The organism is Desulfitibacter alkalitolerans DSM 16504, assembly GCF_000620305.1.
GTDB classification, from domain to species: domain Bacteria; phylum Bacillota; class DSM-16504; order Desulfitibacterales; family Desulfitibacteraceae; genus Desulfitibacter; species Desulfitibacter alkalitolerans.
Map to the genome: position 1 here is coordinate 323,722 of NZ_KK211100.1, position 25,759 is coordinate 349,480.

34 protein-coding genes are annotated in these 25,759 nt (G+C 38.5%); 2 read left to right on the forward strand and 32 right to left on the reverse strand.

Annotated elements, in window-relative coordinates:
* The first annotated feature begins 11 nt into the window (after positions 1–11).
* Positions 12–509 carry a hypothetical protein gene (locus K364_RS0107235; protein WP_028307476.1) on the forward strand — a complete coding sequence of 166 codons (498 nt, stop codon included), beginning with the start codon at positions 12–14 and terminating at the stop codon, positions 507–509.
* 29 nt (positions 510–538) lie between these two features.
* On the opposite strand, the gene fdhD is transcribed toward K364_RS0107235, so the two are convergent.
* Positions 539–1,309 carry a formate dehydrogenase accessory sulfurtransferase FdhD gene (fdhD, locus tag K364_RS0107240; RefSeq protein WP_028307477.1) on the reverse strand — a complete coding sequence of 257 codons (771 nt, stop codon included), beginning with the start codon at positions 1,307–1,309 and terminating at the stop codon, positions 539–541.
* 184 nt (positions 1,310–1,493) lie between these two features.
* Between fdhD and K364_RS0107245 the strand changes: the two genes are divergently transcribed.
* Positions 1,494–1,658: a small, acid-soluble spore protein, alpha/beta type gene (locus K364_RS0107245; protein WP_156946459.1), complete on the forward strand. Its 165-nt coding sequence runs from the start codon at positions 1,494–1,496 to the stop codon at positions 1,656–1,658.
* 32 nt (positions 1,659–1,690) lie between these two features.
* Here the strand turns inward: K364_RS0107245 and fliY are convergent, their stop codons facing one another.
* The 31 genes from fliY to fliG form a co-directional block, all read right to left on the reverse strand.
* Positions 1,691–2,812: a flagellar motor switch phosphatase FliY gene (gene fliY / locus K364_RS0107250; RefSeq protein WP_028307479.1), complete on the reverse strand. Its 1,122-nt coding sequence runs from the start codon at positions 2,810–2,812 to the stop codon at positions 1,691–1,693.
* Positions 2,805–3,797 (reverse strand): flagellar motor switch protein FliM, encoded by a 993-nt coding sequence (gene fliM, locus K364_RS0107255; protein ID WP_028307480.1) that lies wholly within the window; start codon positions 3,795–3,797, stop codon positions 2,805–2,807. The genes fliY and fliM overlap by 8 nt, the downstream gene beginning before the upstream one ends.
* Before the next feature lie 28 nt (positions 3,798–3,825).
* Positions 3,826–4,188, reverse strand: a complete 363-nt coding sequence (locus K364_RS0107260) for a response regulator (protein ID WP_028307481.1) — start codon at positions 4,186–4,188, stop codon at positions 3,826–3,828.
* Between the two features lie 17 nt (positions 4,189–4,205).
* Positions 4,206–4,859, reverse strand: coding sequence for a chemotaxis protein CheC (locus K364_RS0107265; RefSeq protein ID WP_340622504.1), 654 nt, complete (start codon positions 4,857–4,859; stop codon positions 4,206–4,208).
* On the reverse strand, positions 4,843–5,613 hold the full coding sequence (locus tag K364_RS0107270) for a CheR family methyltransferase (RefSeq protein ID WP_028307483.1): 771 nt from the start codon (positions 5,611–5,613) through the stop codon (positions 4,843–4,845). Before K364_RS0107270 ends, K364_RS0107265 begins: the two co-directional genes overlap by 17 nt.
* Before the next feature lie 13 nt (positions 5,614–5,626).
* A complete protein-coding gene (locus K364_RS0107275) occupies positions 5,627–6,136 on the reverse strand; it encodes a chemotaxis protein CheD (protein ID WP_035268352.1) in 510 nt (169 codons plus the stop codon).
* 29 nt (positions 6,137–6,165) lie between these two features.
* On the reverse strand, positions 6,166–6,870 hold the full coding sequence (locus K364_RS0107280; protein WP_340622505.1) for a flagellar hook-basal body protein: 705 nt from the start codon (positions 6,868–6,870) through the stop codon (positions 6,166–6,168).
* Positions 6,871–7,062: 192 nt separating this feature from the next.
* Positions 7,063–7,434 carry a DUF6115 domain-containing protein gene (locus tag K364_RS0107290; protein ID WP_028307486.1) on the reverse strand — a complete coding sequence of 124 codons (372 nt, stop codon included), beginning with the start codon at positions 7,432–7,434 and terminating at the stop codon, positions 7,063–7,065.
* A gap of 3 nt (positions 7,435–7,437) precedes the next feature.
* The gene (locus tag K364_RS0107295; protein ID WP_084295580.1) at positions 7,438–8,193 is read right to left on the reverse strand and encodes a sigma-70 family RNA polymerase sigma factor; all 756 of its coding nucleotides are present in this window, start codon (positions 8,191–8,193) and stop codon (positions 7,438–7,440) included.
* An 11-nt stretch (positions 8,194–8,204) separates the two neighbouring features.
* Positions 8,205–8,888, reverse strand: coding sequence for a flagellar brake protein (locus K364_RS0107300; RefSeq protein WP_028307488.1), 684 nt, complete (start codon positions 8,886–8,888; stop codon positions 8,205–8,207).
* Positions 8,889–8,902: 14 nt separating this feature from the next.
* Complete coding sequence (locus K364_RS0107305; RefSeq protein ID WP_028307489.1) at positions 8,903–9,772, reverse strand: MinD/ParA family protein; 870 nt, start codon at positions 9,770–9,772, stop codon at positions 8,903–8,905.
* Positions 9,772–10,884, reverse strand: a complete 1,113-nt coding sequence (flhF, locus tag K364_RS0107310) for a flagellar biosynthesis GTPase FlhF (protein ID WP_028307490.1) — start codon at positions 10,882–10,884, stop codon at positions 9,772–9,774. Before flhF ends, K364_RS0107305 begins: the two co-directional genes overlap by 1 nt.
* Positions 10,874–12,958 (reverse strand): flagellar biosynthesis protein FlhA, encoded by a 2,085-nt coding sequence (flhA, locus tag K364_RS23145; protein WP_035268356.1) that lies wholly within the window; start codon positions 12,956–12,958, stop codon positions 10,874–10,876. The genes flhF and flhA overlap by 11 nt, the downstream gene beginning before the upstream one ends.
* Positions 12,959–14,065 (reverse strand): flagellar biosynthesis protein FlhB, encoded by a 1,107-nt coding sequence (flhB, locus tag K364_RS0107320; RefSeq protein WP_051533859.1) that lies wholly within the window; start codon positions 14,063–14,065, stop codon positions 12,959–12,961.
* Positions 14,062–14,829 carry a flagellar biosynthetic protein FliR gene (gene fliR, locus K364_RS0107325; RefSeq protein WP_035268358.1) on the reverse strand — a complete coding sequence of 256 codons (768 nt, stop codon included), beginning with the start codon at positions 14,827–14,829 and terminating at the stop codon, positions 14,062–14,064. The genes flhB and fliR overlap by 4 nt, the downstream gene beginning before the upstream one ends.
* Positions 14,830–14,835: 6 nt before the next feature.
* Positions 14,836–15,105, reverse strand: a complete 270-nt coding sequence (gene fliQ, locus K364_RS0107330; RefSeq protein WP_028307493.1) for a flagellar biosynthesis protein FliQ — start codon at positions 15,103–15,105, stop codon at positions 14,836–14,838.
* Positions 15,106–15,118: 13 nt separating this feature from the next.
* Entirely contained in the window at positions 15,119–15,877 is a 759-nt protein-coding gene (gene fliP, locus K364_RS0107335; protein WP_035268362.1) for a flagellar type III secretion system pore protein FliP, read from the reverse strand.
* A complete protein-coding gene (locus K364_RS0107340; protein ID WP_028307495.1) occupies positions 15,874–16,221 on the reverse strand; it encodes a FliO/MopB family protein in 348 nt (115 codons plus the stop codon). Before K364_RS0107340 ends, fliP begins: the two co-directional genes overlap by 4 nt.
* 14 nt (positions 16,222–16,235) lie before the next feature.
* A complete protein-coding gene (locus tag K364_RS23150) occupies positions 16,236–16,562 on the reverse strand; it encodes a FliM/FliN family flagellar motor switch protein (RefSeq protein ID WP_051533860.1) in 327 nt (108 codons plus the stop codon).
* 44 nt (positions 16,563–16,606) lie between these two features.
* Positions 16,607–17,074, reverse strand: coding sequence for a flagellar basal body-associated FliL family protein (locus tag K364_RS25475; RefSeq protein ID WP_051533861.1), 468 nt, complete (start codon positions 17,072–17,074; stop codon positions 16,607–16,609).
* Positions 17,046–17,873: a flagellar motor protein MotB gene (locus K364_RS0107355; protein WP_028307496.1), complete on the reverse strand. Its 828-nt coding sequence runs from the start codon at positions 17,871–17,873 to the stop codon at positions 17,046–17,048. The genes K364_RS25475 and K364_RS0107355 overlap by 29 nt, the downstream gene beginning before the upstream one ends.
* Positions 17,870–18,670, reverse strand: a complete 801-nt coding sequence (locus tag K364_RS0107360; protein ID WP_028307497.1) for a motility protein A — start codon at positions 18,668–18,670, stop codon at positions 17,870–17,872. The genes K364_RS0107355 and K364_RS0107360 overlap by 4 nt, the downstream gene beginning before the upstream one ends.
* Positions 18,663–18,881, reverse strand: coding sequence for a flagellar FlbD family protein (locus K364_RS0107365; protein ID WP_028307498.1), 219 nt, complete (start codon positions 18,879–18,881; stop codon positions 18,663–18,665). Before K364_RS0107365 ends, K364_RS0107360 begins: the two co-directional genes overlap by 8 nt.
* An 84-nt stretch (positions 18,882–18,965) precedes the next feature.
* A complete protein-coding gene (locus K364_RS0107370) occupies positions 18,966–19,895 on the reverse strand; it encodes a flagellar hook-basal body complex protein (RefSeq protein WP_028307499.1) in 930 nt (309 codons plus the stop codon).
* Positions 19,896–20,002: 107 nt separating this feature from the next.
* Positions 20,003–20,392 carry a TIGR02530 family flagellar biosynthesis protein gene (locus tag K364_RS0107375; protein ID WP_028307500.1) on the reverse strand — a complete coding sequence of 130 codons (390 nt, stop codon included), beginning with the start codon at positions 20,390–20,392 and terminating at the stop codon, positions 20,003–20,005.
* Entirely contained in the window at positions 20,392–20,919 is a 528-nt protein-coding gene (locus K364_RS23160; protein ID WP_051533863.1) for a flagellar hook capping FlgD N-terminal domain-containing protein, read from the reverse strand. Before K364_RS23160 ends, K364_RS0107375 begins: the two co-directional genes overlap by 1 nt.
* Before the next feature lie 11 nt (positions 20,920–20,930).
* Entirely contained in the window at positions 20,931–22,235 is a 1,305-nt protein-coding gene (locus K364_RS0107385) for a flagellar hook-length control protein FliK (RefSeq protein ID WP_028307501.1), read from the reverse strand.
* A gap of 28 nt (positions 22,236–22,263) precedes the next feature.
* A complete protein-coding gene (gene fliJ / locus K364_RS0107390) occupies positions 22,264–22,704 on the reverse strand; it encodes a flagellar export protein FliJ (RefSeq protein ID WP_028307502.1) in 441 nt (146 codons plus the stop codon).
* A gap of 25 nt (positions 22,705–22,729) precedes the next feature.
* A complete protein-coding gene (fliI, locus tag K364_RS0107395) occupies positions 22,730–24,052 on the reverse strand; it encodes a flagellar protein export ATPase FliI (RefSeq protein WP_028307503.1) in 1,323 nt (440 codons plus the stop codon).
* Positions 24,045–24,743, reverse strand: coding sequence for a FliH/SctL family protein (locus K364_RS0107400; protein ID WP_028307504.1), 699 nt, complete (start codon positions 24,741–24,743; stop codon positions 24,045–24,047). The genes fliI and K364_RS0107400 overlap by 8 nt, the downstream gene beginning before the upstream one ends.
* Positions 24,736–25,746, reverse strand: coding sequence for a flagellar motor switch protein FliG (gene fliG / locus K364_RS0107405; protein ID WP_028307505.1), 1,011 nt, complete (start codon positions 25,744–25,746; stop codon positions 24,736–24,738). The genes K364_RS0107400 and fliG overlap by 8 nt, the downstream gene beginning before the upstream one ends.
* Positions 25,747–25,759: the final 13 nt, after the last annotated feature.

Here is a 25,759-nt window from a genome sequence, read left to right on the forward strand (position 1 = left end):
GAGGGATTTTTTTGAATAAAACAGTAATAGGTATTTTTGAATCAGAACGAGTAGCAAAGGAAGCAATTGAGGACTTGCGAAGAGCGGGTTTCCAACGAGAAATATCTTTATTAGCTAAAGATCAAAAAGACATAAGCCGAACACCTGATGAAAATGGTGGCGGAAACATGGCTGGTGGAGAAACCGTTGCAGACGGTGTGGCAACTGGTGGTGTTCTTGGAGGACTAGGTGGGTTAGCTGTAGGTGCAGGAGCCCTTGTAATACCTGGCCTTGGGCCCCTTATAGCAGCTGGACCTATTGCAGGTCTACTGTCTGGAGCCGCAGGTGGTGGAGTGGCAGGAGGTTTGGTAGACTGGGGAATTCCAGAGGAAGAAGGTCGCAGATATGAAGAGGAAATCAAACAAAACAAAATAATAGTCGCTGTAAATTCTTCTGAAGACAATATTGATGAGGCAGAAAACATCTTAAAAAACCATGGAGCTTCAGAAGTAAAGGTTCATGACAAATAGTTTTCTTAACCCCACTCACAAAAGTGGGGTTAAACTTTGATTCTTTGTGGATTGCTGTATATATTTGCTCTTCTTCCACGAACAAATCCTGTCACTGTCAATCCAAACTCTTTAGCTAAATCTATGGCAAGAGTTGTTGGGGCTGCTCTTGAAACCAGGATAGGTATTTCCATTTGAGCTACCTTGCCTACTATTTCCGAAGATATTCTGCCGCTAGTTAAAAAAACCTTGTCTTCTAAGACAATATTATTATTAAGACAAAATCCCAATATTTTGTCCGCTGCATTATGTCTCCCCACATCTTCCCTGAATACAATTATGTCACCTGATTTACTCATTAATGCTGAGCTGTGAACTCCTCCTGTAGTCTGGTACAAATCTGAGCGGGAGTGCATGGCCTTTAATCCAGCAAACAATACATCTACAGGTATTTCGAGATGTGAAGTGACAGGTTTGCGCTGACTGTGATAATGATACATACTTGTTCCCTTTCCACAGCCAGTAGTTATCAATCTCTTGGCAAAACTAAGTTTTCCAAATTTGCTTGTCTGTGACCCTTCAACCCAGACAATACCCTTATTTAAATCTAAATTGGTTTTTGTATCTGAATCTCTTGACAAAAGCCCTTCTGCAGTTAAAAACCCCACGGCCAAGTCCTGGAGATACTCTGGTGTGCAGAGAAGGGTTACCACTTCTTCTCCATTTAAATAAATGGTAATGGGTTTTTCTTCAGCTATAATATCATCCATTTCTTCAATAATCCCACTATTATATTTAAAAATTGTCATTTTAGTTTTCATGATTTAACCTTTCTTTTATTTCATTTTATAATAAAAGGAAATATTTCCTCCTTTAATTATGATACCTTGAAACAATAATAAATAATCAGACCACAAAAAACCAGGTGTATTTGATTTGTTTTAGACAAAAATAATATTGATGGCAAGGTTATTAAAAAGGAGGTCATTAAAATTGGCAAAAATAATGTCTGAACAGCTCAAATATGAACTTGCAAAGGAACTAGGTGTCTATAACACTGTAATGAACGAAGGTTGGGGGAGTGTGCCCTCAAGAGAATGTGGAAACCTGGTAAAAATGGCAATTATGAAAGCTGAACAGACCATGGGAAACCAACCTAACCGCTACTAGCCTTCCATCAACAAAGGCAGCTTTTTAGCTGCCTAGTTCTTTTTAAGATTTTGTAGTCGTTGTTCTGGACTTACAATACTTGTTACCCTCACCCCGTAGTTTTCATTAATAACTACAACCTCACCTTTTGCTATTAGTGTTCCATTAACCAGTACGTCAACAGGTTCATTTGCTAACCTTTCCAACTCTACTATTGAACCTGGAATTAGGTTTAAGACTTCATTAATGGGCCTTTTTGTTTTTCCTAAAACAACTGAAACTTTTAATGGCACATCAAGAATCAGATTTAGATTTTTTGGATAGTCCTCTGATTGATTTAAAGTCAGGGTATGGTCCTCCGACCGCCCTACAGGCAGTTCAACTGTATTTTCACTTTCCTTAAATTTATTTTCAGGAAGCGGTTTAGGTGCAGTTGGTTGGGGAACTGGTTGTCCAGGATTTAATAAAAGATTAGCTTCCATTTTAGCTATATCCACAGGCACCACCTGCATAATTTCGCTATCTATTAAATCACCTATCTGAAGATCAAAGGATATAACAGCTACAGGCTCATCACTATCCCATGGATAATAAACCTCATCCTGCTGGAAATCTACTATATTGACTATTGGTGGAGCTATCTTAACACTTTCACCAAATATAGTTGACATGGAGGTTGCAGCAGAGCCTATCATTTGATTCATTGCCTCTGCCACAGCACTAACATGTATCTCACTTAACTCTTCAGATGGATTTGTTCCAGATCCACCCATCATTAAATCAGCAATTATTGCTGCATCTTTAATTTTTATTACTAGTATATTAGAACCATTTAAACCATCTGTAAAATTTACGTCAATTAATAGATATGGAATTCTAAATGCTTCATATAGTGTTTGTGCACTTGTTATTTTAACTTTAGGAGTGGTTATTTTAACCTTTTGGTTTAATAATTCCGATAAGGCAGTAGATGCAGAACCCATGGAAATATTACCTATTTCGCCTAGAGCATCTAACTCCATATCAGTAAGAGCAGCTAGGAAGTCACTACTCTCCTGTGTAATCATATTTTTACTCTTTTCTGCAGCACCATCTGAAGCCTCAATAGCTGAATCATCGGACTGGCCTTGATTTAGAAGGGCATCAATTTCTTCTTGAGACAAAAAATTATCCATGGTTATTCCCCCCTGACACTTTAGCCGTTACTCTAACACCAAGCTTACTTTTTAATAGTCCAGGTTGGACTTTAAACTTCACATGATCATTAACATACAATTCAAAATCATCCCCTGCTTCCATATCCAAAGGAATAACATCACCTTCATCCAGTCCAAGAAATTCTCTTACTGTTAAATCTGTATGCCCTACAACAGCTACTAATTCCAACGGTACATTAAGAAGTTTATTACGAATAATCTCCTTTGCTTCGTCCGCCCCAGAAATATCCTGGCTGGCAAACCAGTAATGGGCAGTTAATTTAGAAATTACAGGTTCCAGGGTAATAAACGGCAGACACAGGTTAATGATGCCCTGTGACTGGTTTATTGTCGTGGCAAGGGTAACTATAGCAACTGTTTCATTAGGAGATATTATTTGGTTGAACTGTGGATTAGTTTCTATGTTTTCAATAACAGGCTCATAGCTAAATACATCTGACCAGGCATATGACATGCTCTGCATCATCTTGCCAATTAGTTTTTTTAAAACGCTCAATTCAATATCTGTCATTTCTCTCAATGAAGATGGCATTTCTCCAGGTCCCCCGAATAACAAATCAATAATTGGAAATGTAAATGCCGGATTACATTCAAATACTGCTGTCCCTTTAAGGGGCGGCAAGCTTAAAACAGCCATTAAAGTGGGGCTTGGAATAGAAACCAGAAAGTCCTCGTAGGTTAACTGGTCAACAGATGCAATTTTTACTGTAACGCTGGTACGTAAATATCCTGATAAAAAGTTCGACACCAAACGTCCAAAGTTATCATGAATCATGTAGAGGGTTCTTAATTGGTCTTTGGAGAATTTATTTGGACGACGAAAATCGTATGTTTTTATAACATCAGACTTGCTTTCTGCTTTTACATCCTCAGCTGATATTTCACCTGTGGAAAGTGCATTTAAAAGCATATCTATTTCAGACTGTGACAAAACTTCTTTCAAATAAAACCCCACCCTTCCCTACAATTAGCTACTTGGATGCCTTTTCCATTGCCTGGATGACTCTCTCTTGTTGAAAGGGTTTAACAATAAAATCTCTAGCTCCTGCTTGAATCGCTTCCATAACCATCATTTGCTGGCCCATGGCACTACACATAATAATACGTGCTGAAGAATCTAATTGCTTAATCTCCTTTACAGCCGCAATTCCATCCTTTTCAGGCATGGTAATGTCCATGGTAACCAAATCTGGTTTTAGTTCTTTATACAGCTCCACTGCTTTTTGCCCGTTTTCTGCTTCACCAGCTATCTCATATCCATTTTTACTAAGAATATCCTTTATCATCATTCTCATAAAAGCAGCATCATCTACAATTAAAACTCGTTTCGCCATTTTTGACCTCCTATACTTTATAAATTAATACCTAAAGATTTAAATATTATTTCTAAAGACCCTTCCTCGGGAATAAGGAAAAAATATCCCATTAAAGAAACATGGTCATCATGAAATCTTGTTTCAATTAAAAGAATTTTTTCATCGAAAATCCCTCTTTCTAGCAAGGCTGCACTTAATACAGCTGCTAGCATATCATGGGCTAATGCTGGAACAGATGGGTTTAGAGTTAGCCTTGTCATACTTGATAAGGCTACCAGCATGGAGCCTGTTAAAATGTTACCAACCTCCTGCAGCGCAGACTGGGCCATATCATCCAACTCCGTTCTTGTCCCAGGCTGCATACCCATTAATAGGTCTGCCAGCAAGAAGGAACTCTTTTCATCCAAGAGAAATAAAACAGTACTTGGTGCATCACCCTCTACTAGTAAATTGATACATACTGCTAATTCCTCACCTGAACCAAAGGTGCCTATTAGTTCCTGCAGGTCTACAACCCCTGCATTTGGAACATCCATGTCTATTCTCCTATCCAAAAGTTGGGCAAGAGACGTTGCGGCATGCCCTGCTCCAATATTGCCTATTTCTTTTAATACATCGAAGTGTACTGCTTGAAGTTTTTTCCATTCTGACAGTTTAATGCACCTCTCCTTCTCATGAGGGTTTTTGATAAAACCACGCTGATGTTTTTTCGAAGCCTAACTGGCTATAGTTTAAAATGCTTTCGGTGGCTCCTATAAATAAAATACCTCCCGGCTTTAAAGCCATTTTAAAATTTGTATATAATGTGTTTTGGGTTTCCTTTGTAAAATAGATGGTAACATTTCGGCAGACAATTAAATCATAATCCTTTTCATAATGGTCCTTTAACAAGTCATGTTTTTTAAAAACAACCCTGTTTTTAATAATGTCCCTTAGCTGGTATTTGGCCTCGTCCTTTATAAAGTATTTATTAAGTCTTTCCTGGGAAACATTTTTCAGCAAATCATAGCGATACTTTGCCTCTTTGGCTTCGTTTAATATTCTTTCATCAACATCAGAGGCATGAATAGCATGAGTTATATTAGGGGTAAGCTTATCTAAAATCATTGCAATGCTGTATGCTTCTGATCCAATGGAGCAGCCTGCACTCCAGATTTTCAGTCTATTATTTTTTTTAAGCAATTGGGGTATTATATCTGATTCTAGCTTATCAAAAATCTCCTTGTTGCGAAAAAACTCAGATACATTGATTGTAATTTTATCTAAAAACTTTTTAGTTAATATCTCGTCATTAATCAGGGCTTTATAATAATCACTAAACCCATTAAAGCCCTGACTAATCATTAAATGCTCAATTCTTCTTTTCAGCTGTTTTTCTTTATAACCATTTAGATTAAGACCAAGTTTTTTTGATATCTGATCTTTAAATTGTGTAAAGTCCAATAAATCTCCCCCTCTAAATTTCCCTTGGTACACATCCAACAGTTCTAACCAGCACCTTTCCTGAATCTAATTGCAAAATCATGGTTCTTCCTTTATTTCCACCTGTATCCTCGGCGGCTAAAGGTATTCTCAGGCCATGGAGTACATCTTTGGTTTTTTTGATATTTCTTTCACCAATATTTAAAAGGTTGGATGTATGCCCTTTAAACATCTGTGCACCACCTGCTATTTTTGCAACTAAATTTGACTGTTTACCGCCGGCTCTCAATAATTCCCTAAGCAGAAGGTTAATACCTGTATCTGCAAACTTGGCAGGGTTGTCAGAGTTTTTAAACTGAGTACTGTCCGGCAGCATAATATGTACCATGCCCCCAACCCGGGAAAACTTATCAAACATTACAATTCCTACACATGAACCTAATCCTAACGTAATTACGTGGTGAGGACTGCTTGTTACCTTTAAATCAGCTATACCTACTTTAAACTCTTGAATGTTTTCATCTTTAAAACCGGCATTTATCATTACTTATCCTCCATTTTGATAAAACCTACCTATCTTAAGCTACCAATTTCATTTGCACTTTTCTTCAATAGCTCGTCTTGGGTTAAAAGAATCCTTTGATTTAGCTGGAAAAGTCTAAAAGCCTCTATTAATTCGGCCATGGATTGGCCTAAATCCACATTAGAGCCTTCCAGATAGCCTTTTTTAAGCTGTGGATCTTCCAGTATATTTTCCAGCCTGGGGTCATTGATTTTATATAGATCCTCTCCAACCCTGATTAAGCTTTCAGCAGGAGGATTAGCAATAGCAAATGCTTGATCAAGCTCTTCATTTTCTACATGTATATAATCGTCATAGTATCCTATTGCTCTGTATCCGTCATGGGTAACTAGATATCCTTCACTATCTATCCTAAAACTTCCTTTTCTAGTGTACATGTCACCCTCAGGAGTCTCAACAATGAAAAAACCCTCGCCAAGTATGGCAAAATCATAAGGCGAATTAGTCTCAAATAATGCTCCCATACTATAGTCAATACGGGTTTCTAAGACCTGGGATCCATGGGGGAGCACCCCAATAGGCTCAACCTTATGGCCGCTTACGGAATGTATTAGAGAATCATGAAGTGTGGCAAAGGTTACGTCCCTCTTTTTATAGCTTGGTGTATTAATATTAGCAATATTGTCAGCCAATATTTCCTGATGCAGCTGTCGTGATAATAAGCCATTTAATGAAATATAGATTCCCCTGTTAATTTACCTCTCCTCCCTTCATATCTGAGTTAAATGGTAATACCTCTTGTGGATATACCATACCCTGTTCTCGTGCCAAATTTTCAATCTGATACTTGGAGGGTTCTGGAGCAACAAATGTTATAAGCAAACCAGCAATTACTAGTCCAATACCTATTCCAAACAAAATCTGATTATATCTAGATATAAAAACTCTTATTTTTTCAAGTTGAGAATTAATTGTATTTCACCCTTTCCCCTGTTAAAACGCTTAGCTATATCAACTATATCTTCTCCCCTTTGATAAGCATCCATGATTTCATCATATTCATCTATTACTTGCCTTTGACGGAGACTTTGTGAAAAAGATGAAATTCCTTGTTTGTTATTTTGGGTTTGATTTAAGAGATTTAACACTTCCTCTACATTATTTGACAAAATATCAATTTTTTCCTCTAATTCCTCAATTTTTTTACCCTGTTCTGAAGATTTTTTATTTGACTGTGGAAATTTATTGGAATTATTCTTTAGGGTGGGATAAGTAACAGCCATCAAAAGAGCACCAACTACCAATAACAAAATGCCCATATTTTATTTTCCCTTCTCTAAAAATAATCGTATTTTTAACAAAACCCTGCTTTTCAACTGGGACACTCTGGATTCAGTAATGTCCATTATATACGCAATTTCCTTTAAAGTAAGCTGCTCATGAAAATACATGGCTAAAATAAGTCTTTCTTTTTCTGTAAGTTCATCTATAGCTTTTATCAGCTTTTCTTGGGTTTCCAGCCACTGAACCTGCTCCTCTGGATTGTATTGGGATGGGGCGGGCAGTGTATCTATCAAAGACAAGTCTTCACTGTCAAAGCCGTCTGTTTTTAGACTTTCTTGTAAAGATATACAGCTTAAATGGGAAAAGGCTATAATTATTTCATCAACTTCTTTTACAGACATGTCAAGTGCTCTAGCTATTTCTTCTGAGGTGATTTCCATCCCCTTTTCCTGCTCTAACCTTTCAATTATCCTGGAGACCTTGGAAAGGTTTTCACTTAATGCCCTGGGAATCAAGGTTGAGTCTCTTAACGCATCAAGGATTGCACCTCTTATTCTTAATGTGGCAAAGGTTTCAAATTTCACTCCCTTGGCAGGAATAAAACGTTCCACTGCTTCTATTAATCCAATAATCCCATAACTAATAACATCCTCATTGTCCCAATGGGGGGGCAGCTTTAATGACATCCTACCTACAATCTTCTTTACTAACGGCAAGTAGCTTTCAATTATTCTATCCCGTGTAACCATATCCTTATTTGCTTGGTAGGACTTCCATAGCTGTTCCATTCCCATTATCACTCATCCTAAGTTTTTCTAATATTTTCAATCATTTTATCAAAAACGTAAGCAATTATCTTGTCTTGTGTTCTTTCATCTAAATTATAAAAGGAGACTCCTGAGAGATATCTTTTTACTCCGCCGCGATTTTCCACTAAGTTTCTCATTACCTGGCCAAATAACCTCAACCTTTGAATGCTCCCTTTAATAACCAGCTCAAATTCTATTATAAGATAAGCCTTCTCTGGAAGGGCCTTGTCAACCTTTAACATCATACCCCCACCACTCAAATCAATTGCCAGGGCCCTTTGAGTTAGTTGGTATTTATCCATATCTTTTGAACTTATTAATGGGCTCTCTAATACTATATAATTGATATTAATAGCTGCTTCTACCCTTACAAAGTTTCTTCTTTCGTGCTTCTTAACATTTTCAGGCTGACTTAGAATATATAATTTTAGGTTGTCATCATCTTTTACACCTAAAACACTGGCTTCAAAGGTGTACCTGTCACTTTCTGTAAAAACTCCCAGTCCAACTCTATCACCGTATTTTAACGATAATATAAACCGCTTATAAACCGGTTCCTGTATCAGAAAGCCATCTTCTCTGATTTCCTGTATCAAGCTTTTATATACTGTATTATCATCCTCCCTCATTACTTCAATGTTTGAGTTTACCTGAAGGAATTTAAAATTTGAGGCAGACAAATTATCCCTCCTATCTATTCAAATAATCGAAATAACCTTCCAATGAACTTATCTATGCCCCTTGGCGGCTTCATTTTGCCTTCAATTAAGTTTATAGCCAACTGCTTTATATCATCAGATGCTTTACACTTGGGATTTAGAATAGTAAAGGGAATCTGACTACAAACAGCCTTTTCCACATGGTTATCCTTAGAAACATAACCCAGCCGCTTAATCTTGATATTTAAAAATCTATTTGAAACTGTCTCTATCTTATTGGCAGTAATGTTAGCTTCCTTTAAATCTGAAACCTTGTTTACAGCCAACAGCACCTGTGAGTTAATTTCAAATCTGGAAAGAACTTTAATAACGCTATAAGCGTCGGTAATGGAGGTAGGTTCCGGTGTCAATACAACTAATACATCATCGGCTGCTGAAATAAAACCCAGGATGGTTCTAGATATTCCGGCCCCACAATCAATAAAAAGATACTCAATATCCTTGCAGATGTTTTTAAGCTGTTCCCATAATAATTCCTGATGCTGCTTGTCAATACTAGCAATTTCTCCCAAGCCAGAACCTCCAGGAATTATTTTTATACCTGAAGGACCTTCAACAATTATTTCGTCAAGGCTTTTATGTCCCTTAAGTACACTAAGCAAATTATATTGAGTCACTAAACCTAACAGGATATCCACATTGGCCATGCCTAAATCAGCGTCCAAAATCATTACCTTTTTTTCCAGCTGGGCAAGGGCAATTGCTAAATTTAATGTAAGGTTTGTCTTGCCCACTCCTCCTTTGCCACTAACTACTGCTATTGATCTAAAGGATGGAATGGTTACCTTTTTATGCATTTTGTCTTTAGCCACAAGCTCTCTCAGTTTACTGGCTTGATCCAGCATTATTCCACTTCCTCTATAATTAACTTTGCCAAACCAGCTGGTTCTCCAGGTATAATATCATCTGGAACATTTTGTCCATTGGTTACATATGCTACAGGCAGTTCTGTTGCATCCACCACGTTTAAAATAGAACCTAGGCTATAGGTTTCATCAGCTTTAGTAAAAACAAGCTTGGAGTACTTTAAAACACTATATTTGTCTACAATAGAGATTAAATCCTTGTTTTTTGTATTTACATCTAAAACTAAATATACTTCTAGCGGCCTTATGGCATCCAAAAAGGTTTTTAATTCTGTTATCTGTTCAAAATTCTTTGAAGATCTTCCGGCAGTATCAACCAGTATTAAATCACAATGCTTATGGTTTTTTACTGTTTCTTTAAGTTCAAGGGGAGTCATTACAGCTTCAACTGTAACTCCAATTATATCACCATAGGTTTTAAGCTGAGCAACTGCTCCAATCCTATAAGTATCAATAGTAATGAGTGCTATATTTAAACCATGATACAAAGCAAAATTTGCAGCAAGCTTTGCAATGGTAGTTGTCTTACCAACTCCTGTTGGACCAATAAAAGCCAGTACATTACTTTTTTGATTTGCCTGGGTAACTGGTATGAAGAAATCAGCTAGTTTCTCTGCCAACTTATCTTTAATATCATTCCTGCTTTTACACTGATCCAGTTCATTCTTAAGGAAAGCATCCTGGATTTTCTTTTCCACTTCAGGCAAAAGGTCCAAATCTTCTAAAATCCTTCTAAATTCCTCTGCGGCATCAAACTCCTCATAGTCGCTAACCTTCACAGGTATGGTACCATCTGTGGCTTTTTGTTCCTTGAAAATTATTTGCTGGAGTAATTCCTTCATTTCCTGCATTTCCCTGCTAACCTTATCATCATCTGATAGTGTCTCTTTTACCTCCTTGGTAGATGGAGCTTCAACAGACACTTCATCAACCGCAGCAGTTACCTCAACCATTCTGGCTTTTATGAAGCCAAGAATCCCCTTTTGCCTAACCTGCTTGGTATTAATAATAACTGCGTCAGGCCCTAAATCCTGCCTAATCAGCTGGCATGCTTCCTTCATATCATATGCTAGATACTTTTTAATTTTCATAGTCTTTCACCATTCCAATGGCCTCCACATCTAATTCAGGAATAAGCTCATTTAAAGATAGTACGACTAGACCCGGCATAAATCTTTCTGTTAACCTACGTAAAGCCATTCTTATTCTTGAGGAACACAATACTACCGGTTGTAGTCCTAGTAAGGCAAAATCCTCAACATACTTCTCCAGTTGTAGATATATGTGTTCTGTGACCTCTGGGGAAAGGGCGGGATACACTCCATCAGCAGTCTGTTGAATAGACTTTTTCACCCGCTCTTCTAAAGCTAGCTCTATTGTTACCACTATGAGCTTGCCCTCTGGGGCATAGGTTTTGCTAATTGTTCTTGCTAATACAGCTCTAATGGATTCGGTAAGATAATCTAAGTCCTTACTCACTGCACTCCTATTAGCCAATGTTTCAAAAATTGTAACCATATCTCTAATAGGAATTCTTTCTGCTAAGAGATTCTGTAGAACCTTTTGTACCTCTCCTAAGCTTAATGCATCGGGAACCAATCCTTCTATAGCTGCTGGATTAGTCTCCTGGACCAATTCTATAAGTTCTTTAACTTCTTGTCTGCCTAACAATTCATGGGCATGAGACTTGATAAATTCAGTTAGGTGAGTAATAAGCACAGTTGCTGAATCTACTACAGTAAACCCCTGCATTTCTACCTGCTCTTTTACCTCTTCATTAACCCACCATGCGGGCAGCCCAAAGGTTGGCTCAGTAGTGGCTATGCCATTGACTTCCATGGATTCATCTCCTGGACTCATTGCCAGGTAATACCCTGGTAGTATCTGTCCGCTAGCAATCTCATTACCCCTAATTTTAAACCTATAGCTGTTTGCTTCCAGCTGTAGGTTATCCCTGATTCTAATGGGCTTTACATATATCCCTAATTCTCTTGCACATTGTCTCCTTACAGCAGAGAGTCTATCTAATAAATCACCCTGCTGGCCTTCATCAGTTAGGGGTATTAAGTTATACCCTATCTCAATTTCTAATGTGTCAACCTGCATTAATGATAAAACATTTTCAGGCTCTTTTGTTTCTCTTGTACTCCGCTGAAGCTCCTGCTCATCTATATCAAGCTGTTTTCTTTTTTCGTCATTATGGAGCAGGTAAGCAGTAAATCCTGTTGCAGCTGCCAATATAAGAAAGGGTACAGGTGGAAGTCCTGGTAGGATTCCCAGAATTGCTAATATTACAGCAGCTAAGCCGATGACTTTTGGAAATGCAAACAACTGCTGACTTATATCCTTGCCTAGGCTCTGACCAGTAGCAGCCCTTGTAACCAAAATACCGGTAGCTGTAGATACTAATAGAGCTGGGACCTGGGTTACAAGTCCATCTCCAACTGTTAGGAGGGTATATACCTGCATGGCCTGGGTAACATCTAAACCTCTTTGCCATACCCCTATAATTAGTCCACCTAAAATATTTACTATAACAATTATTATACCTGCAATGGCATCTCCTTTAACAAACTTGCTAGAACCATCCATGGCGCCAAAGAAGTCTGCCTCTTTTTGAATAGTCTCTCGTCTTTCCTTTGCTTCCTGCTCAGTAACTATACCTGCGTTTAAGTCAGCGTCAATACTCATCTGCTTACCTGGCATGGCGTCTAATGTAAAACGTGCAGCTACTTCTGCAACCCTACTAGCACCATTGGTAATAACAACAAACTGGATAACAGTAATAATAACAAATACAATAAATCCAACTACATAATTTCCTCCAACCACAAAATTTCCAAAAGCTGCAATAACCTGACCTGCACTACCTTCACCTAGAATTAGGCGGGTTGAGGAAATATTTAAAGCTAGTCTAAATAGGGTTACTACTAATAAAAGAGATGGAAAAACAGAAAACTGCAGGGGCCTTGTAATAAACATGGTAGTCAGTATTACAATCACACCAATAGCCAAGCTTAGGGTTAGTAAAACATCTAAAACGCTTGGATGTACAGGAATAACAATAATCAAAACAATGGATATGATGAGTGCTGCTATAATGATATCTGTATACCCTAGTACCTTTCTTAATCTCTGAGTAAAAGCTGATTGGTTTTGCGGCATTTATAATACTCTCCCCTTGTTCTTTAACCTGTACACAGCAGCCAAAATTTCAGCAACAAGCTGATATAGTTCAAATGGTATCACCTGTCCAATTTCCACTGATTCATATAAACTCCAGGCTGCAGGTTTATTCTCAATGATGGGTACGCTATTTTCTTTGGCCAGATCAATTATTTTCAATGCTACATATCCTGCTCCTTTGGCAAGCACAAGAGGTGCATCTGTAACCCCATCCTCATACTTAAGTGCAATAGCAAGGTGGGTAGGGTTAGTAACAACTACTGTTGCTTCCGGAACCTGGGTCATCATGCGGCTCATTGCCATCTTTCTTTGTTTCTCTCGAACCTTTGACTTGATAAGGGGATCCCCTTCAGTTTGCTTATATTCCTGTTTTACTTCATGCTTGGTCATTTTAATCCTTTGTTTAAATTCCCATTTCTGATAGAGAATATCGAGAATTGCCACAAAGATAAATACAGATGCTGCTACTATAGCCACCTTAAACATTACATTGGCAACTAAATGGCTAATGCCCTCCATCCCCATATCAACCATAAAAAGCATTTTATCAAAATCACTCTTTACTATTAAGAATACAGCCATGCCCACAACTATTACTTTGATAATTGCTTTAGCCATTTCCACCAGGGCTTTTTTGGAGAAAATTCTTTTAAAGCCTTCAATTGGGTTTAAGTGACTTAATTTGGGTTTTATTGCTTCAGGTGTAATTTTAAACCCCACCTGGAGCATGTTGGAGGATATACCAATAATCACAGAAATAACGAATATTGGAGCAGCTATTTCAAAAAAAGTAATCATGAAAAGCTTTAAAATATAGATTAGTTGCCCATGGGAAAGCTCTTTAACTAGTTCTTGCGAATATATATGTACAACAAAGCCACTTAGCTTTTCGCCATAGTAACCCCTAATCCAGAACAATGTTAAAACTAATACAAAGATACCTAAAGCTGCATTTAAGTCAGTACTTTTGGCTACCTGGCCTTTTTTTCTAGTCTCTTGTTGTTTATGGGGTGTAGCCTCTTCTGTTTTTTCTTCCTGAGCAAATAACTGTAGGTTAATTAGTTTTATTCTTTCATTACAATTCATTGTGCCAGAATCTCCATTACTGTTATTAGGTCCCTTTCCAGTTGTGAAAGGAGGTAACCAACAATTGTTGCGAGCAGTGGCAAAACTAATGCAACGGCAAACATTCCCAGGCCAGTCTTTAAGGGAAAGCCTAGTATAAATACATTTAGCTGCGGTACTGTCCTGGCCACAAGTCCCAAGGCTATGTCAGCAATTATTAATACTGCAATTATTGGTGCTGCAATTTTAAAAGCAAGGGCAAACATTCCCACAAAAGTCTTTAAAATGTATAGTGAAATAACTGGATCTATTACAACATTGGCAACAGGAACAAGGGTGTAGCTATGAGCCAGAGCTGATATCAAAACATGATGTCCATCAACAGCAAGAAAAATGAGTATAGCTAACATATATTTAAATTGACCCATAAGGGTTGTTCTAGTTTGGGTCTGGGGATCTAACACTGAAGCCATGGCAAAACCCATCTGAATGTCTATTATTTCACCAGCCATTCTTATAGCTGCAAAGACCATATTGGCTAGAAAGGCAAGGGTTAATCCTACTACCACCTCCTTTGTCACCAAAAACCACCAGGCTGGTAATGAAATATCCTCCAGCGGCGAAAAGGGTACAAGGGGCAATAGAACAACTGAAAGGATAAAACTGAACCCTATTTTTACCAATGCAGGAACTCCCTGCATGGAAAAAAATGGTGCTACTGCCACAAAGGAGGATGCTCTAGCAAATATTAAAAGCCAGCCTTGAATAATGAAAAAATCAAACATAATTTACTACCTTACCATATTAGCCAGGTTACCAAAAATGCTGCCGGCAAAGCTAGTTATGGCTGCAAGCATCCAGGAGCTTGCTATAAATATAGCTAGGAATACTGCAATAATTTTCGGCACAAAGATTAGGGTTTGCTCTTGAATTTGAGTAGTTGCCATGAGTATGCTTATGGCAAGACCCACTATGAGACCTGTCCCTAGAGCCGGCAGTGACAGCAAGATTGCCAAGCTTAATGCTTCCCTTGCTAAATGGATAACGAATTCTTGTGTCATTTATACTCCACCTTTACATTCCATAGCTTTGTAATAGAGATTGCACAATTAGATACCATCCATCAGTCATAACAAATAACAGTATTTTAAAAGGCAATGATATGATTATAGGAGGTACCATAAACATACCCATGGACATTAACGTACTTGCTATTACCATATCTATAATGAGGAAGGGAACAAATATCAAAAATCCCATTTGAAATGCTGTTTTAAGCTCACTTATTACAAAAGCCGGAATTAAAACCATTATACCTATGTCCTCTGTACTTTCTGGTCTATCCATCTTTGAAGCGTTCACAAACAAGGCCAGATCCTTTTCTCTTGTATGTTTTAGCATGAACTCCTTTAAATGGGTTTCTGCATTTGTAAGGGCAGCCTCCTGTGAAATTTCATTTGCTAGATAAGGTTCGAGAGCATCCACCCTTATCTGCTCAAAAACCGGAGCCATTATAAAAAAGGTTAAGAATAAGGCCAACCCAATTAGAACTTGATTGGGTGGTGTTTGTTGAGTAGCCATTGCAGTTCTCACAAAAGACAGTACCACTATAATCCTTGTAAAGGATGTCATTAAAATCATAAAAGCTGGAACTAATGCCAATACCGTTAATATGAACAATACCTTCAGAGAATCCACCACTTCTGTAGGTTCATTGGTGGGATTTATTCTTAAATCAATTCCCGGTAATGGCTGTGCCACTACCTGATCTGGAACTACCAGCAAAAATACTAAAGCAATACCGGTAAAAAGTACAATTCTATGTAAGCTCATGATTTATCTGCCTCCCGCCGTTGTCTCAGCTTGGCAAGAACCTGTGCAAATGTCTGAGAACCAGGGATATCATCCTGTGGCGGCACATAGTCTGGCAGCTTATTAATCATTTGAATCTGATTTTCGGTTACACTATACAGGAAATACTCCGCCCCAACCTTTACAATTACCAGGGAAGCTTTATTACCTATTCCTACCTGTTCTATCACTTGCAGATAACCCCTGTTAAAGGAGAAGGATTTACGTGATAAAAAAAATTTAATAAAAAACAAGGCAAAGATTAAAACCAGGGGAAGAAAGATTAATATTTTTAATAATGCTTTCCAAAAGTCAAATTCTAACACTGTAATCCTCCAAACTATGCATTTTTGTCAGTAACCAGGCTGCCAACCCTAATACCAAATACTTCATTAATGATTACTACTTCACCCTTGGCGAAAACCTCACCATCTAACCTTATGTCAACAGGTTCACCTGCTAATTTTTCAAGGCTGATTACACTTCCTTCATTTAATCCAAGAACCTCTTTTAAAGTCATAGAAGTATTAGCAAGCTCTACTGTCATATGAATTTTTAAATGTTTTAGTATTTCATAGTCAAGTTGTGAAGATGTCTGCCCCCTGTTCTCAAAGGGTGTAAATTTTACTTTTTTTACTTCTGTGGGGCCATTTAGACTTGCCAGCATCTCTTTTATTTGCTCTTCACTTAGGTTAATGACAGTCGCCTCCTCTACTGGATAATAAACTCCTCAAAATATAAACCTATAATCTCTCCATCATTAAGAAGCTCATTAATTGCTCCAATTAGCTCCTGCCGTAATGCCTCAGTCTTCTCATTGCTGTCCAGGTCAGCAACTCTTTTGCTTCGTAAAATATTTATCACTGTGTCTTTAAGTCTATGGTCTTTCAACTCCAGTTCATTTAATAGCTTTCTATCCGCATATTCCAGGGTTATCTGAGTTCTTAAATATCTTCTATGTCCAGCATCGGCAAGATTGATAGTGAAGCTTTGTATTGTCAAGGTTTGAACATTTTTCATTGGGATTGTTCCATCATCAGCACCATTCATCATGGTAGAGAAATAGAACCCCACAGCCCCTGAAATAATTATTAGAGGTATTGTAAGAATAAGCACCCACTTTAACCACTTTTTTTTACCTTTTGCCTCTTCAGTTTGATTCTGTTTCTGTTCTGCCATCACTCAGCACCTCACTCTTAAATGGATCCTCGGCGTTAATTACAATAATTACCCGCCTGTTAAGCTGCAAATTTTCTGGGCTGTCATTTGCTGCGATTGGATGATACTCTCCCAGGCCTACAATTGCAAACCTTTTCGGCTCCATATTTAAATCGTCAATAAAATATCTAACAACACTTAATGCCCTTGCTACCGACAGCTCCCAGTTGCTGGGAAACTGTCTGGTATTAATAGGCCTATCATCAGTATGACCTTCAACTGATGTCATATAGGGCAGTTCTTGCAACAGAGGTGCTAATTTTTTCAGCACTTCCCTGGCATTTGGCTTCAAATCTGCTCTAGCTGAATCAAAGAGGATCCTGTCTTTAATCTCTAAAGCTATGCCTCTTTTTTCAAATCTAACTTCTACTACCTCTTGGAGGTCATTTTCTGCTATATAGTTAGTTACAGAAATATACACCTCAACCAGGGGGTTTTCTTCTATAACGTCTTGTAATTCCCCCATGTGTACTCTTCCATCCTGCTCAGGTTTTTCCTGCATGTCCTGGACAGTTTTGTCCTGCAGGATATTATCTTGTGTTTCAGGTTCAGGCGGTGATTCTAAAGGCTGGGGCCCTAGATGTAATATCCCAGCACCCTGAAAGGATGCCACAAATTGTTGAAACTTAATAATATCTATGATTGAAAAGGAATAGAGAAGCACAAAAAACACCAAAACCAGGGTTACCAAATCTGAATATGTAACCATCCATGATGGTGCGCCCCCCTCTTCCTTCTTCTTCTTTGGTACACGTCTCATGAGAATACCGCCTCTTTTTCTTTAGCAGTTTCATCCTGTTTAGCTGCCTGGGGTCCTACAAAGGATTTGAGCTTCTCTTCCAGAATTCTTGGATTCATTCCAGACTGGATACCAATGATGCCTTCAAGCATTAAGTACCTTGACAGGATTTCTTCTTCACTCTTGAGCTCTAACTTGCCTGCCATGGGTATAAATACCAGGTTGGCTAAAAGAGCACCATAGAAGGTGGTTAAGAGAGCCAGGGCCATGGCAGGACCTAATGCACTGGGGTCATTTAGCTTGGAGAGCATCTGAATAAGTCCAATAAGAGTACCTATCATACCAAAGGATGGCGCATAAACACCCCAGGCCTTAAAAACCTTTTGTCCAAGTTCATGCCTCTGTCTTGTGTAATCAATATCTGTCTCAAGAATGTCTTTAATTAAGTCTGGGTCAAGGGCATCTACCATGAGTCTTATACCCTTTTGGTAAAAAGGATCCTCTAATCTTTCCACATCATCTTCTAATCCCAGTAAACCCTCTCTCCTTGCCTTTCTTGCCAGATCTGCGAAGATATCAATGATTTCTTGAAAATCAACTCCGTTTTTCTTGAAAATGTTTCTGCTTGTCTTAAGCACATTATAAACCTGTTGAGAATTAAAGTTAACAAGTAAGGCTGCAAAGGATCCGCCAACAGTAATAAGTAGTCCTGGAATACTAATAAATAGCCCTATATTACTTCCTATCAATATTGATATTAAAATCATGGTCAATCCAGATACTATGCCAATCAAGCTTAACATATCAAACCTATTCATTACTCCACCTCTTTTGGAATGTTCCCGCTTCTTTTAAGACCATACCTTGATAAGCTGTAGCTTTTTCTATTACCTCATCCATACTATCCAATACAATTACTTTTTTACCACTAGTCAGGGTAATTACTGTTTCCGGCATGTTCTCTATCTTTTCTATGAGGTTGACGTTTATTACAACTGTCCTGTTATCCATTGTGGTCAGCTTAATCAATTCAAACACCCCATTTATGTATGTGGCTGAGAGAATAGCTCCAACTGCTATCCAATCAGCCACTATTTAATTCTTTATTAAACCTTATCTCTTGATTTGAGCTAATTCTTGAAGCATCTCATCAGAGGTTCTAATGGTTCTGGCATTTGCCTGATGACCCCTTTGGGTAACTATCATGTCAGTAAACTCTTCAGCCAGGTCAACATTAGACATCTCCAGGTTTCCTGGAAGCAATGAGCCTTGTCCATGCCTGCCATTTGGACCGTCATAAAAAGGCACTCCAGAGTTGTTTGTTCTGTTATACATATTCATGCCTATTTTTTCTAATCCCATAGGGTTATTAAACTTTGCAACTGCTATTGGAGAGGCTATTCCATAATCTATCGGATCTGTTGTATAATCGTTATCCGGGCTAAAACTGCCAATATTCCCCTGGGGATCAATGAATGTTATATACCCCTGGGCATCTACTGAAACGTTCCTTACGTTACTAATTGGAACCTGCACCAAGCTTAAAGTACCTTCAGCTGTAGGATCAGTTTCATCAGGAACATAGCTTAAGATATATTTCCCTGTAGAGGTGCATACTAAAAATCCTTGTTCATCAAAAGCAAAATTTCCGGCTCTGGTATATGCCACTGTACCTTCATCGTAGGAGTCGTTCCAGTCTATATTACCAGCTGCATCTCTTTTGGCATCTGCTACCACAAAATATCCATCACCTTGAATCATCAAATCAAAGTTGTTACCAGTTGACATTGCTGCACCCTGTGTGTGGAGCACGTCAATGGTGCCAAGACTAACCCCTAGACCTACCTGCACAGGGTTCATACCACCAACATTGGCTGTAGGCTGGGAGGCACCCCTTAGTGTCTGACTCATCATATCTTGAAATACTGTCCTGGATTTTTTGTAGCCTATTGTATTAACATTAGCAATGTTATTACCTATAACATCCATCCTTAGCTGGTGTGTTCTTAAACCAGCTACTCCAGAATACAACGAACGCATCATCTTTAAATCGACCTCACTTTTGAGTTATTTTGGTTTTGTAAACCTGTATCAATCAGTCAACAGGTTTGAGGCTTCCTCAAGGAGGTCCAGCCCCTTAAATCTAAGCTCTAGACAATCACAGCGCTATCAATGTTAGTAAAAACATTTTCCCTCATTCTTTCACTTTCAACTACCGTAATAACTGTATTGTTTTTCACACTTACAACTAGTGCAGCATTATCAGTTAGAACCAGAGATTCTTTGCTCCCTTTTTGGGATGCTGCTTTTACAGCTCTTGCTATTTTTTCCAATTGGGACGATTCAAACTGCAAACCACTTTGTACCATTCTTTGCTTGGCATGGGCGCTGAACTTTAGTTGATTGTCAACCTGATCCAGTTGAGAAGTGAGTATGTCCTGAAAGGGAATCTTTTCAGTTTTACCTTGTTTAGGAGCCCTGTTGATACTCTGACTAACTGGTAGTATAGGCTGCTTATGAATACTAATTTTTTGGGTCACTATTCATCAACCCCTTCTGTCCCTTCATCTAAACCTTGATCCCCAGTATCTGGTTCCCTTGAAAGGCCTCCATTGCTCCTATCTGCTACCCATAATACAAAGGCTGCTGGTATTTCACCTTCTCCAATTACCAGGTGAGGTATTCCTTCCCTTAATTTGACCTTGGAAACTACTCCATCATAGGCTGTCTCAGTTTTAGGATCTACTGCATGAACAGCTTTTCCTATTAAGGAAACTGCTTCAGAAAGGATAACAGATGCAGCCATTTCTCTTTGGTTATACAAAAGCTCCAGCATAACATCATTCATCAATGTTACAGATTCATTCATGTTTTGCAGCTGCTCTAATGAGGAAAAGGTAGCCATTTGTGCTATAAACTCTTTGTCGTCCATTGGTTCCAATGGGTTCTGATTTCGAAGCTGTGTTACCAGCAAATGTAAAAATTCATCCTTGCCTAACTCTTTTTTTACTGTTCTGCTTAATTCATTTTGTTGATTTGAATATAAATTGATTCTACTAATGTCCATTTAATCACCCCCTATGCTAGATAGTTTACACCAGTTATTTGGCCGTTAATATATGCAGTTTCCCCTTGGCTTACATCAATGGCATGGTCACTAATATTTTTAATGGCTAGTCCGTTATATCTCCTGCTGTTTTCTTGATGTTGTTTCCTTTCATTAAAGGTATCACCTTCTTGCCCCCCAAGGTTTACCCCCAGATATTCCACCTTTATGCCCTGCTCCTGCATGGCATTTCTGATTTGCTGCATTGCCGAGTTAAGAAGGGTGCCAGCATGGCTTTTGTCTGCTGTAAGGCTTGCTGTGACTAAACCATCACTGTAAGTAAGATTAACCTTTACCCTGCCTAGAAACTCTGGTTTAAGCTGTATTTCCATGTATGTCTTTCCCTGGTCCACATAAGTTTGGGTTTTTTGAACTATCTGCTGCACAACCTGCCATGAGCTGTTATGAAGAGAACTTACCTCAGGTCTGACAGTTGAATTAACTGTAGAAGCCCTGCTAACATCTCCAGTCATGTTCTGGTTAATAGTCTGGTTTATGTCCTGGGCTATCCTTGAAAAGCTATTATCAGGTATTTTGCTGCACACTTCTCTTTTGGTACTTGGTTCATTACTGCCCATGTTCAACTTGTGTTCAAACATCTGCCTGCCAGAAGTTTCTACTGATACCGCCTTGACTTTATTGTCTAAAGGTTTTTGAATGTCTCTCATCTTTTCAGGTTCAACTGATTGGGGGCTCTTACCCTTGTTTTCTTTCTCATGATGCATTTTCCCTGGATTAACCTCTACAGCTTTCCCACTGGAAGCCTTGTCCACGTTATTCCTAGACACCTCCAAGCCTGTTTTCAAGTTCAGGTGCTGCTTGCTGTATCTTTCCTCATTTTTTAACTCAAATTTTTCAATATTAACTGCTGCTTGTATAAAATTAAGCCTGGTATGGGGCCTTTCAAAATTTAGAAATCCCTTTGCTAGTTCTACTTGAACTGGAAAACCATGAAAATAATTTTCGCCTTCCCCTTTAGGTTCGCCTGGTTCTTGTCCACTAGCATCCGTTCCATTATCTGCTTCTTCCGCTGTATTCTGGTCTTTTGCAGTAATCTGGTCTTTTGCAGTAATCTGGTCTTTTACAGTATTGTCCTGAAGATCCTTTTCAAAGTCCTCCTTTGAAACATGCTCATTTTCTGCATGGTCATTTACCTTTGACGAAAGCACCTGGGCAAAATCACCTTTATGGGAGTTATCAGCTTTCATAGTGCCAGAAACATTGATGGTTTGTTGTGCTGAAAAAAGATTGTCGATAATAAAGGCCGTGTTCTGCATTTTCTCACCTCCTTTCAATGTCTAATTTCTATTTATGATTATTTTCTTTGAGGTACTTGTTTAGGGCTATTTCATTTAGCTCAATTAATTCCTTGCGTTCTAATTCATTGTAATATGTAGCTTCCTGTTTAAACTTTAGCTTTTCTATTACCTTTCTATCCCTCATAGCCTCAACAACTTCCTTGCGGCATCTATCAACATTGCAGGAGGCCTTTTCAACTGCAACAGTCTGCTCATCAATTACATGATCTAAATACTCCATATATGCCAGTTGATGTCCAAACTGCAAAATGTTGACTTTGGCTTTAGGATTTTTGCTGCTGCAGATCTTATATTGGCTTTGTGTTTCTGACAGCTCCTCTTCTAAAACCCTTCTCCTATCCTGTAAATCAGCCAGTCTTTCCTTTTTCTTTTCTTCTATGCTTTCTTTGTAGGTTAATAATCTTTGTAATGGAAATTGAAAACCCATCTAATTGCTCCCCTTATTTAGATTTTTACTGACTAATTACCTCTGTCATTAAACTTACTGTCTCATTATAGGGGTATACCTCATTAATTCCCTGGCAAAGAAGTTGATTAATATTGTCATTAAGAAGTATGGCTCTGTCTATTTTGGGGTTACTTCCTTTAACATAAGCACCTATACTGATAAGATCTTCATTCTGTTTGTAGACTGCCAGGTTAGTTTTTATCTCACTTGCAATTGTTTGCTGTGCAGCATTTGTAATATTGACCATGAGACGACTAACACTATTTAAAATATCAATGGCAGGAAAATGATTGCGTGCTGCCAATTCTCTAGAAAGTATAATATGACCATCTAATATACCTCTCACAGCGTCAGCTATAGGCTCATTAAAATCATCTCCATCTACCAGTACATTATAAAGGGCAGTTATGGAGCCTTTTTTTGTATTGCCTGCCCTCTCCAGAAGCTTTGGCAAAAGTGCAAATACTGATGGGGTATAACCCTTGGTTGTTGGTGGTTCACCAACTGCTAATCCCACCTCCCTCTGAGCCATGGCAAATCTAGTAACAGAATCCATCATGAGCATAACTTTATTACCCTGGTCCCTAAAATACTCTGCAATGGCATGGACCACAAAGGAACCTTTAATTCTCAGCAAAGCAGGCTGATCTGAAGTTACTACTACAACTACAGACCTGCGCAAGCCTTCCTCACCAAGATCATTTTCTATAAACTCCAGCACCTCCCTTCCCCTTTCACCTATTAAGCCAATAACATTTATATCTGCAGAGCTCTTCTTGGCGATCATACCCATGAGAGTACTCTTGCCTACACCACTTCCTGAAAAAATGCCAAGCCTCTGGCCTTCACCAAAGGTTAGAAAACCATCTATTGCTTTAATGCCTGTTGTTAGAATGTCCTTAATAGGTTTCCTGTCTAATGGATTTGGTGGCCTAGCAATAACAGGATAAAAATCATTTAATCCCTTTAACGAGCTGCTATCTAATGGATTTCCAAGTCCATCCAGCACCTTGCCTAAAAGGCCGCTTCCAACTCCTATCCTATGGGTTTTTCCAGAGGAATACACCCTGCATCCAGGGGAAATTCCCTTCAAGTCACCCAACGACATTAATAGGGTAAACTGGTCCTTAAAACCAACCACCTCTGTTAGCACATCCTCATCATGCACCCTCACTCTACAAATCTCTCCAATAAAGGCCCTGATGCCTTTAACCTCTATAGTCAATCCAACGACCCTGGCAACCTTACCAATGTATCGATAAAGAACAACTTCAGGAATTCTATCAAAGTACTTTTGTAGATTAACTGCACTTGTCAAATCATTCATCTCCTAATATGGCAATACCCATGTTTTCAAGTTGGGTCATTAGTCCTGCATCTAACAAACCATTCTCACTTTCAATGATGCAGCTGCCCTGGGACAATCCACCATCATCAATTATATATACCCTGCAGTAGTCACCTAAGACTTCCTGCAGTTCTATCTTTCGTTGTCTTAATATGTACCCATCCTCAGGGTTAACAAATACAGTAATCTGATCTGCTTGTCTAAACTGACCACAGGCCTCCTTCACAATATGAACAATTGTTTCTGGGGCCATAGAAAGCTGCGTTGTAACAATTCTTTCTGCTATTGATATAGAAAGCTTTTTCAGGTCCTCTTCCACATCCAATATGATTTTTTCTCTTAATTCATATACTGCCTGAAGGACCTTTTTTATTTCCTCATATCTTGCTAGTGCCTCTACCCTGGCCTCTGCAATTCCTTCCTTGTAGCCATGTTGATGACCTAGCCTATATCCTTCATCCAGCTTAGTCTTTAGCTGCTCGTCTGCGCTGTTAATTATCTCTTGTGCTTTATTTTTTGCCTCATTCAAGATTTCTTCAGCCTTTTTTTCAGCAGCTTTAATTAATGAATCTGATGCTAAAGCCTGTTGCTCATAGGCAGATTCTTTTTCCGAGCTGCAATAAATTAGTATTTCATCATTTATATCGGGCGTCTTAAGTAGTTTAGACAACGATAGCATCCTCTCCACCGCGGGATATTATTATTTCTCCTGCTTCATCCAGTCTTCTAATAACCTGGACAATTTTCTGCTGTGCTTCTTCAACTTCCCTTAACCTTACGGGTCCTAGCATTTCTATATCCTCGGAAAGCATTTCTCCTGCTCTCTTTGACAGGTTCTTAAGTATTCTGTCAGTAACCTCTGAGCTCGAACCCTTAAGAGCATAAGCCAAATCTTTAAAGTCAATTTCTCTAAGAACCCTACGGATTGATTGATCATCAAGGGTAATAATATCTTCAAACACGAACATCCTTTTACGGATCTCTTCAACCAGTTCCTGATCCTCTCTCTCAAGCTCTTCCAATATACTTTTTTCAGTACCCCTATCAACTCTGTTAAGAATATCCACTAAGGTATCAATACCACCTGCGACAGTAAAGTCTTGATTTACCACAGAGGAAAGCTTTTTCTCCAATACACTTTCTACCTCCTTTAATATCTCTGGCGAGGTTCTTTCCATTGTAGCTATTCTTCTAGTAATGTCTGTTTGCATTTCCTCTGGAAGCGAACTCAAAACTATTGCAGCCTGTTCGGGCTGTAGGTAGGAAAGTATTAGTGAAATGGTTTGGGGATGTTCATTATTGATAAAATTAACAAGTTGTTTGGGATCCGTTTTTCTAAGAAGATTAAAAGGCTTTATCCTTGATGCCTCTGTCAACCTTTTTATCAATTCGGAAGCCTTCTGAGGTCCAAGGGCTTTTTCTAGCACTTCTCTAGCATACTTTATGCCACCAGAGGCTATGTAGGTCTGGGCCTCATGAAGAACTAAAAATTCTTCAAAAATCTTTTTCTTTAATTCAGGATCAACAGTAGTTATATTTGCAATCTCAGAACTAATCCTCTCTATATCCTCTTCTCTAAAGTTCTTAAGTACCTTGGCAGATACTTCTGGTCCAAGGGCAATAAGCAATATCGCAATCTTCTTTATTCCTGTCAGTCTACTTTCCTTGCTCACATAATACACCTAC

Excerpts from the sequence above, each read along its gene's own strand:
- fliI (WP_028307503.1), bottom strand. The coding sequence starts at position 24,052 with ATGAATGATTTGACAAGTGCAGTTAATCTACAAAAGTACTTTGATAGA.
- K364_RS0107295 (WP_084295580.1), bottom strand. The coding sequence starts at position 8,193 with ATGGGAATGGAACAGCTATGGAAGTCCTACCAAGCAAATAAGGATATG.
- K364_RS0107305 (WP_028307489.1), bottom strand. The coding sequence starts at position 9,772 with ATGCTGGATCAAGCCAGTAAACTGAGAGAGCTTGTGGCTAAAGACAAA.
- K364_RS0107245 (WP_156946459.1), top strand. The coding sequence starts at position 1,494 with ATGTCTGAACAGCTCAAATATGAACTTGCAAAGGAACTAGGTGTCTAT.
- K364_RS0107370 (WP_028307499.1), bottom strand. The coding sequence starts at position 19,895 with ATGATGCGTTCGTTGTATTCTGGAGTAGCTGGTTTAAGAACACACCAG.
- K364_RS0107260 (WP_028307481.1), bottom strand. The coding sequence starts at position 4,188 with ATGGCGAAACGAGTTTTAATTGTAGATGATGCTGCTTTTATGAGAATG.
- flhF (WP_028307490.1), bottom strand. The coding sequence starts at position 10,884 with ATGAAAATTAAAAAGTATCTAGCATATGATATGAAGGAAGCATGCCAG.
- fliP (WP_035268362.1), bottom strand. The coding sequence starts at position 15,877 with ATGAGCTTACATAGAATTGTACTTTTTACCGGTATTGCTTTAGTATTT.
- fliR (WP_035268358.1), bottom strand. The coding sequence starts at position 14,829 with ATGTTTGATTTTTTCATTATTCAAGGCTGGCTTTTAATATTTGCTAGA.
- fliQ (WP_028307493.1), bottom strand. The coding sequence starts at position 15,105 with ATGACACAAGAATTCGTTATCCATTTAGCAAGGGAAGCATTAAGCTTG.
- K364_RS0107385 (WP_028307501.1), bottom strand. The coding sequence starts at position 22,235 with ATGCAGAACACGGCCTTTATTATCGACAATCTTTTTTCAGCACAACAA.
- fliJ (WP_028307502.1), bottom strand. The coding sequence starts at position 22,704 with ATGGGTTTTCAATTTCCATTACAAAGATTATTAACCTACAAAGAAAGC.
- fdhD (WP_028307477.1), bottom strand. The coding sequence starts at position 1,309 with ATGAAAACTAAAATGACAATTTTTAAATATAATAGTGGGATTATTGAA.
- K364_RS0107360 (WP_028307497.1), bottom strand. The coding sequence starts at position 18,670 with ATGAATAGGTTTGATATGTTAAGCTTGATTGGCATAGTATCTGGATTG.
- K364_RS23160 (WP_051533863.1), bottom strand. The coding sequence starts at position 20,919 with ATGGACATTAGTAGAATCAATTTATATTCAAATCAACAAAATGAATTA.
- flhB (WP_051533859.1), bottom strand. The coding sequence starts at position 14,065 with ATGAATTGTAATGAAAGAATAAAACTAATTAACCTACAGTTATTTGCT.
- flhA (WP_035268356.1), bottom strand. The coding sequence starts at position 12,958 with ATGCCGCAAAACCAATCAGCTTTTACTCAGAGATTAAGAAAGGTACTA.
- K364_RS25475 (WP_051533861.1), bottom strand. The coding sequence starts at position 17,074 with ATGGCAGAACAGAAACAGAATCAAACTGAAGAGGCAAAAGGTAAAAAA.
- fliY (WP_028307479.1), bottom strand. The coding sequence starts at position 2,812 with ATGGATAATTTTTTGTCTCAAGAAGAAATTGATGCCCTTCTAAATCAA.
- K364_RS0107275 (WP_035268352.1), bottom strand. The coding sequence starts at position 6,136 with ATGATAAATGCCGGTTTTAAAGATGAAAACATTCAAGAGTTTAAAGTA.
- K364_RS0107355 (WP_028307496.1), bottom strand. The coding sequence starts at position 17,873 with ATGAGACGTGTACCAAAGAAGAAGAAGGAAGAGGGGGGCGCACCATCA.
- K364_RS0107290 (WP_028307486.1), bottom strand. The coding sequence starts at position 7,434 with ATGGGCATTTTGTTATTGGTAGTTGGTGCTCTTTTGATGGCTGTTACT.
- K364_RS23150 (WP_051533860.1), bottom strand. The coding sequence starts at position 16,562 with ATGCTGGCAAGTCTAAATGGCCCCACAGAAGTAAAAAAAGTAAAATTT.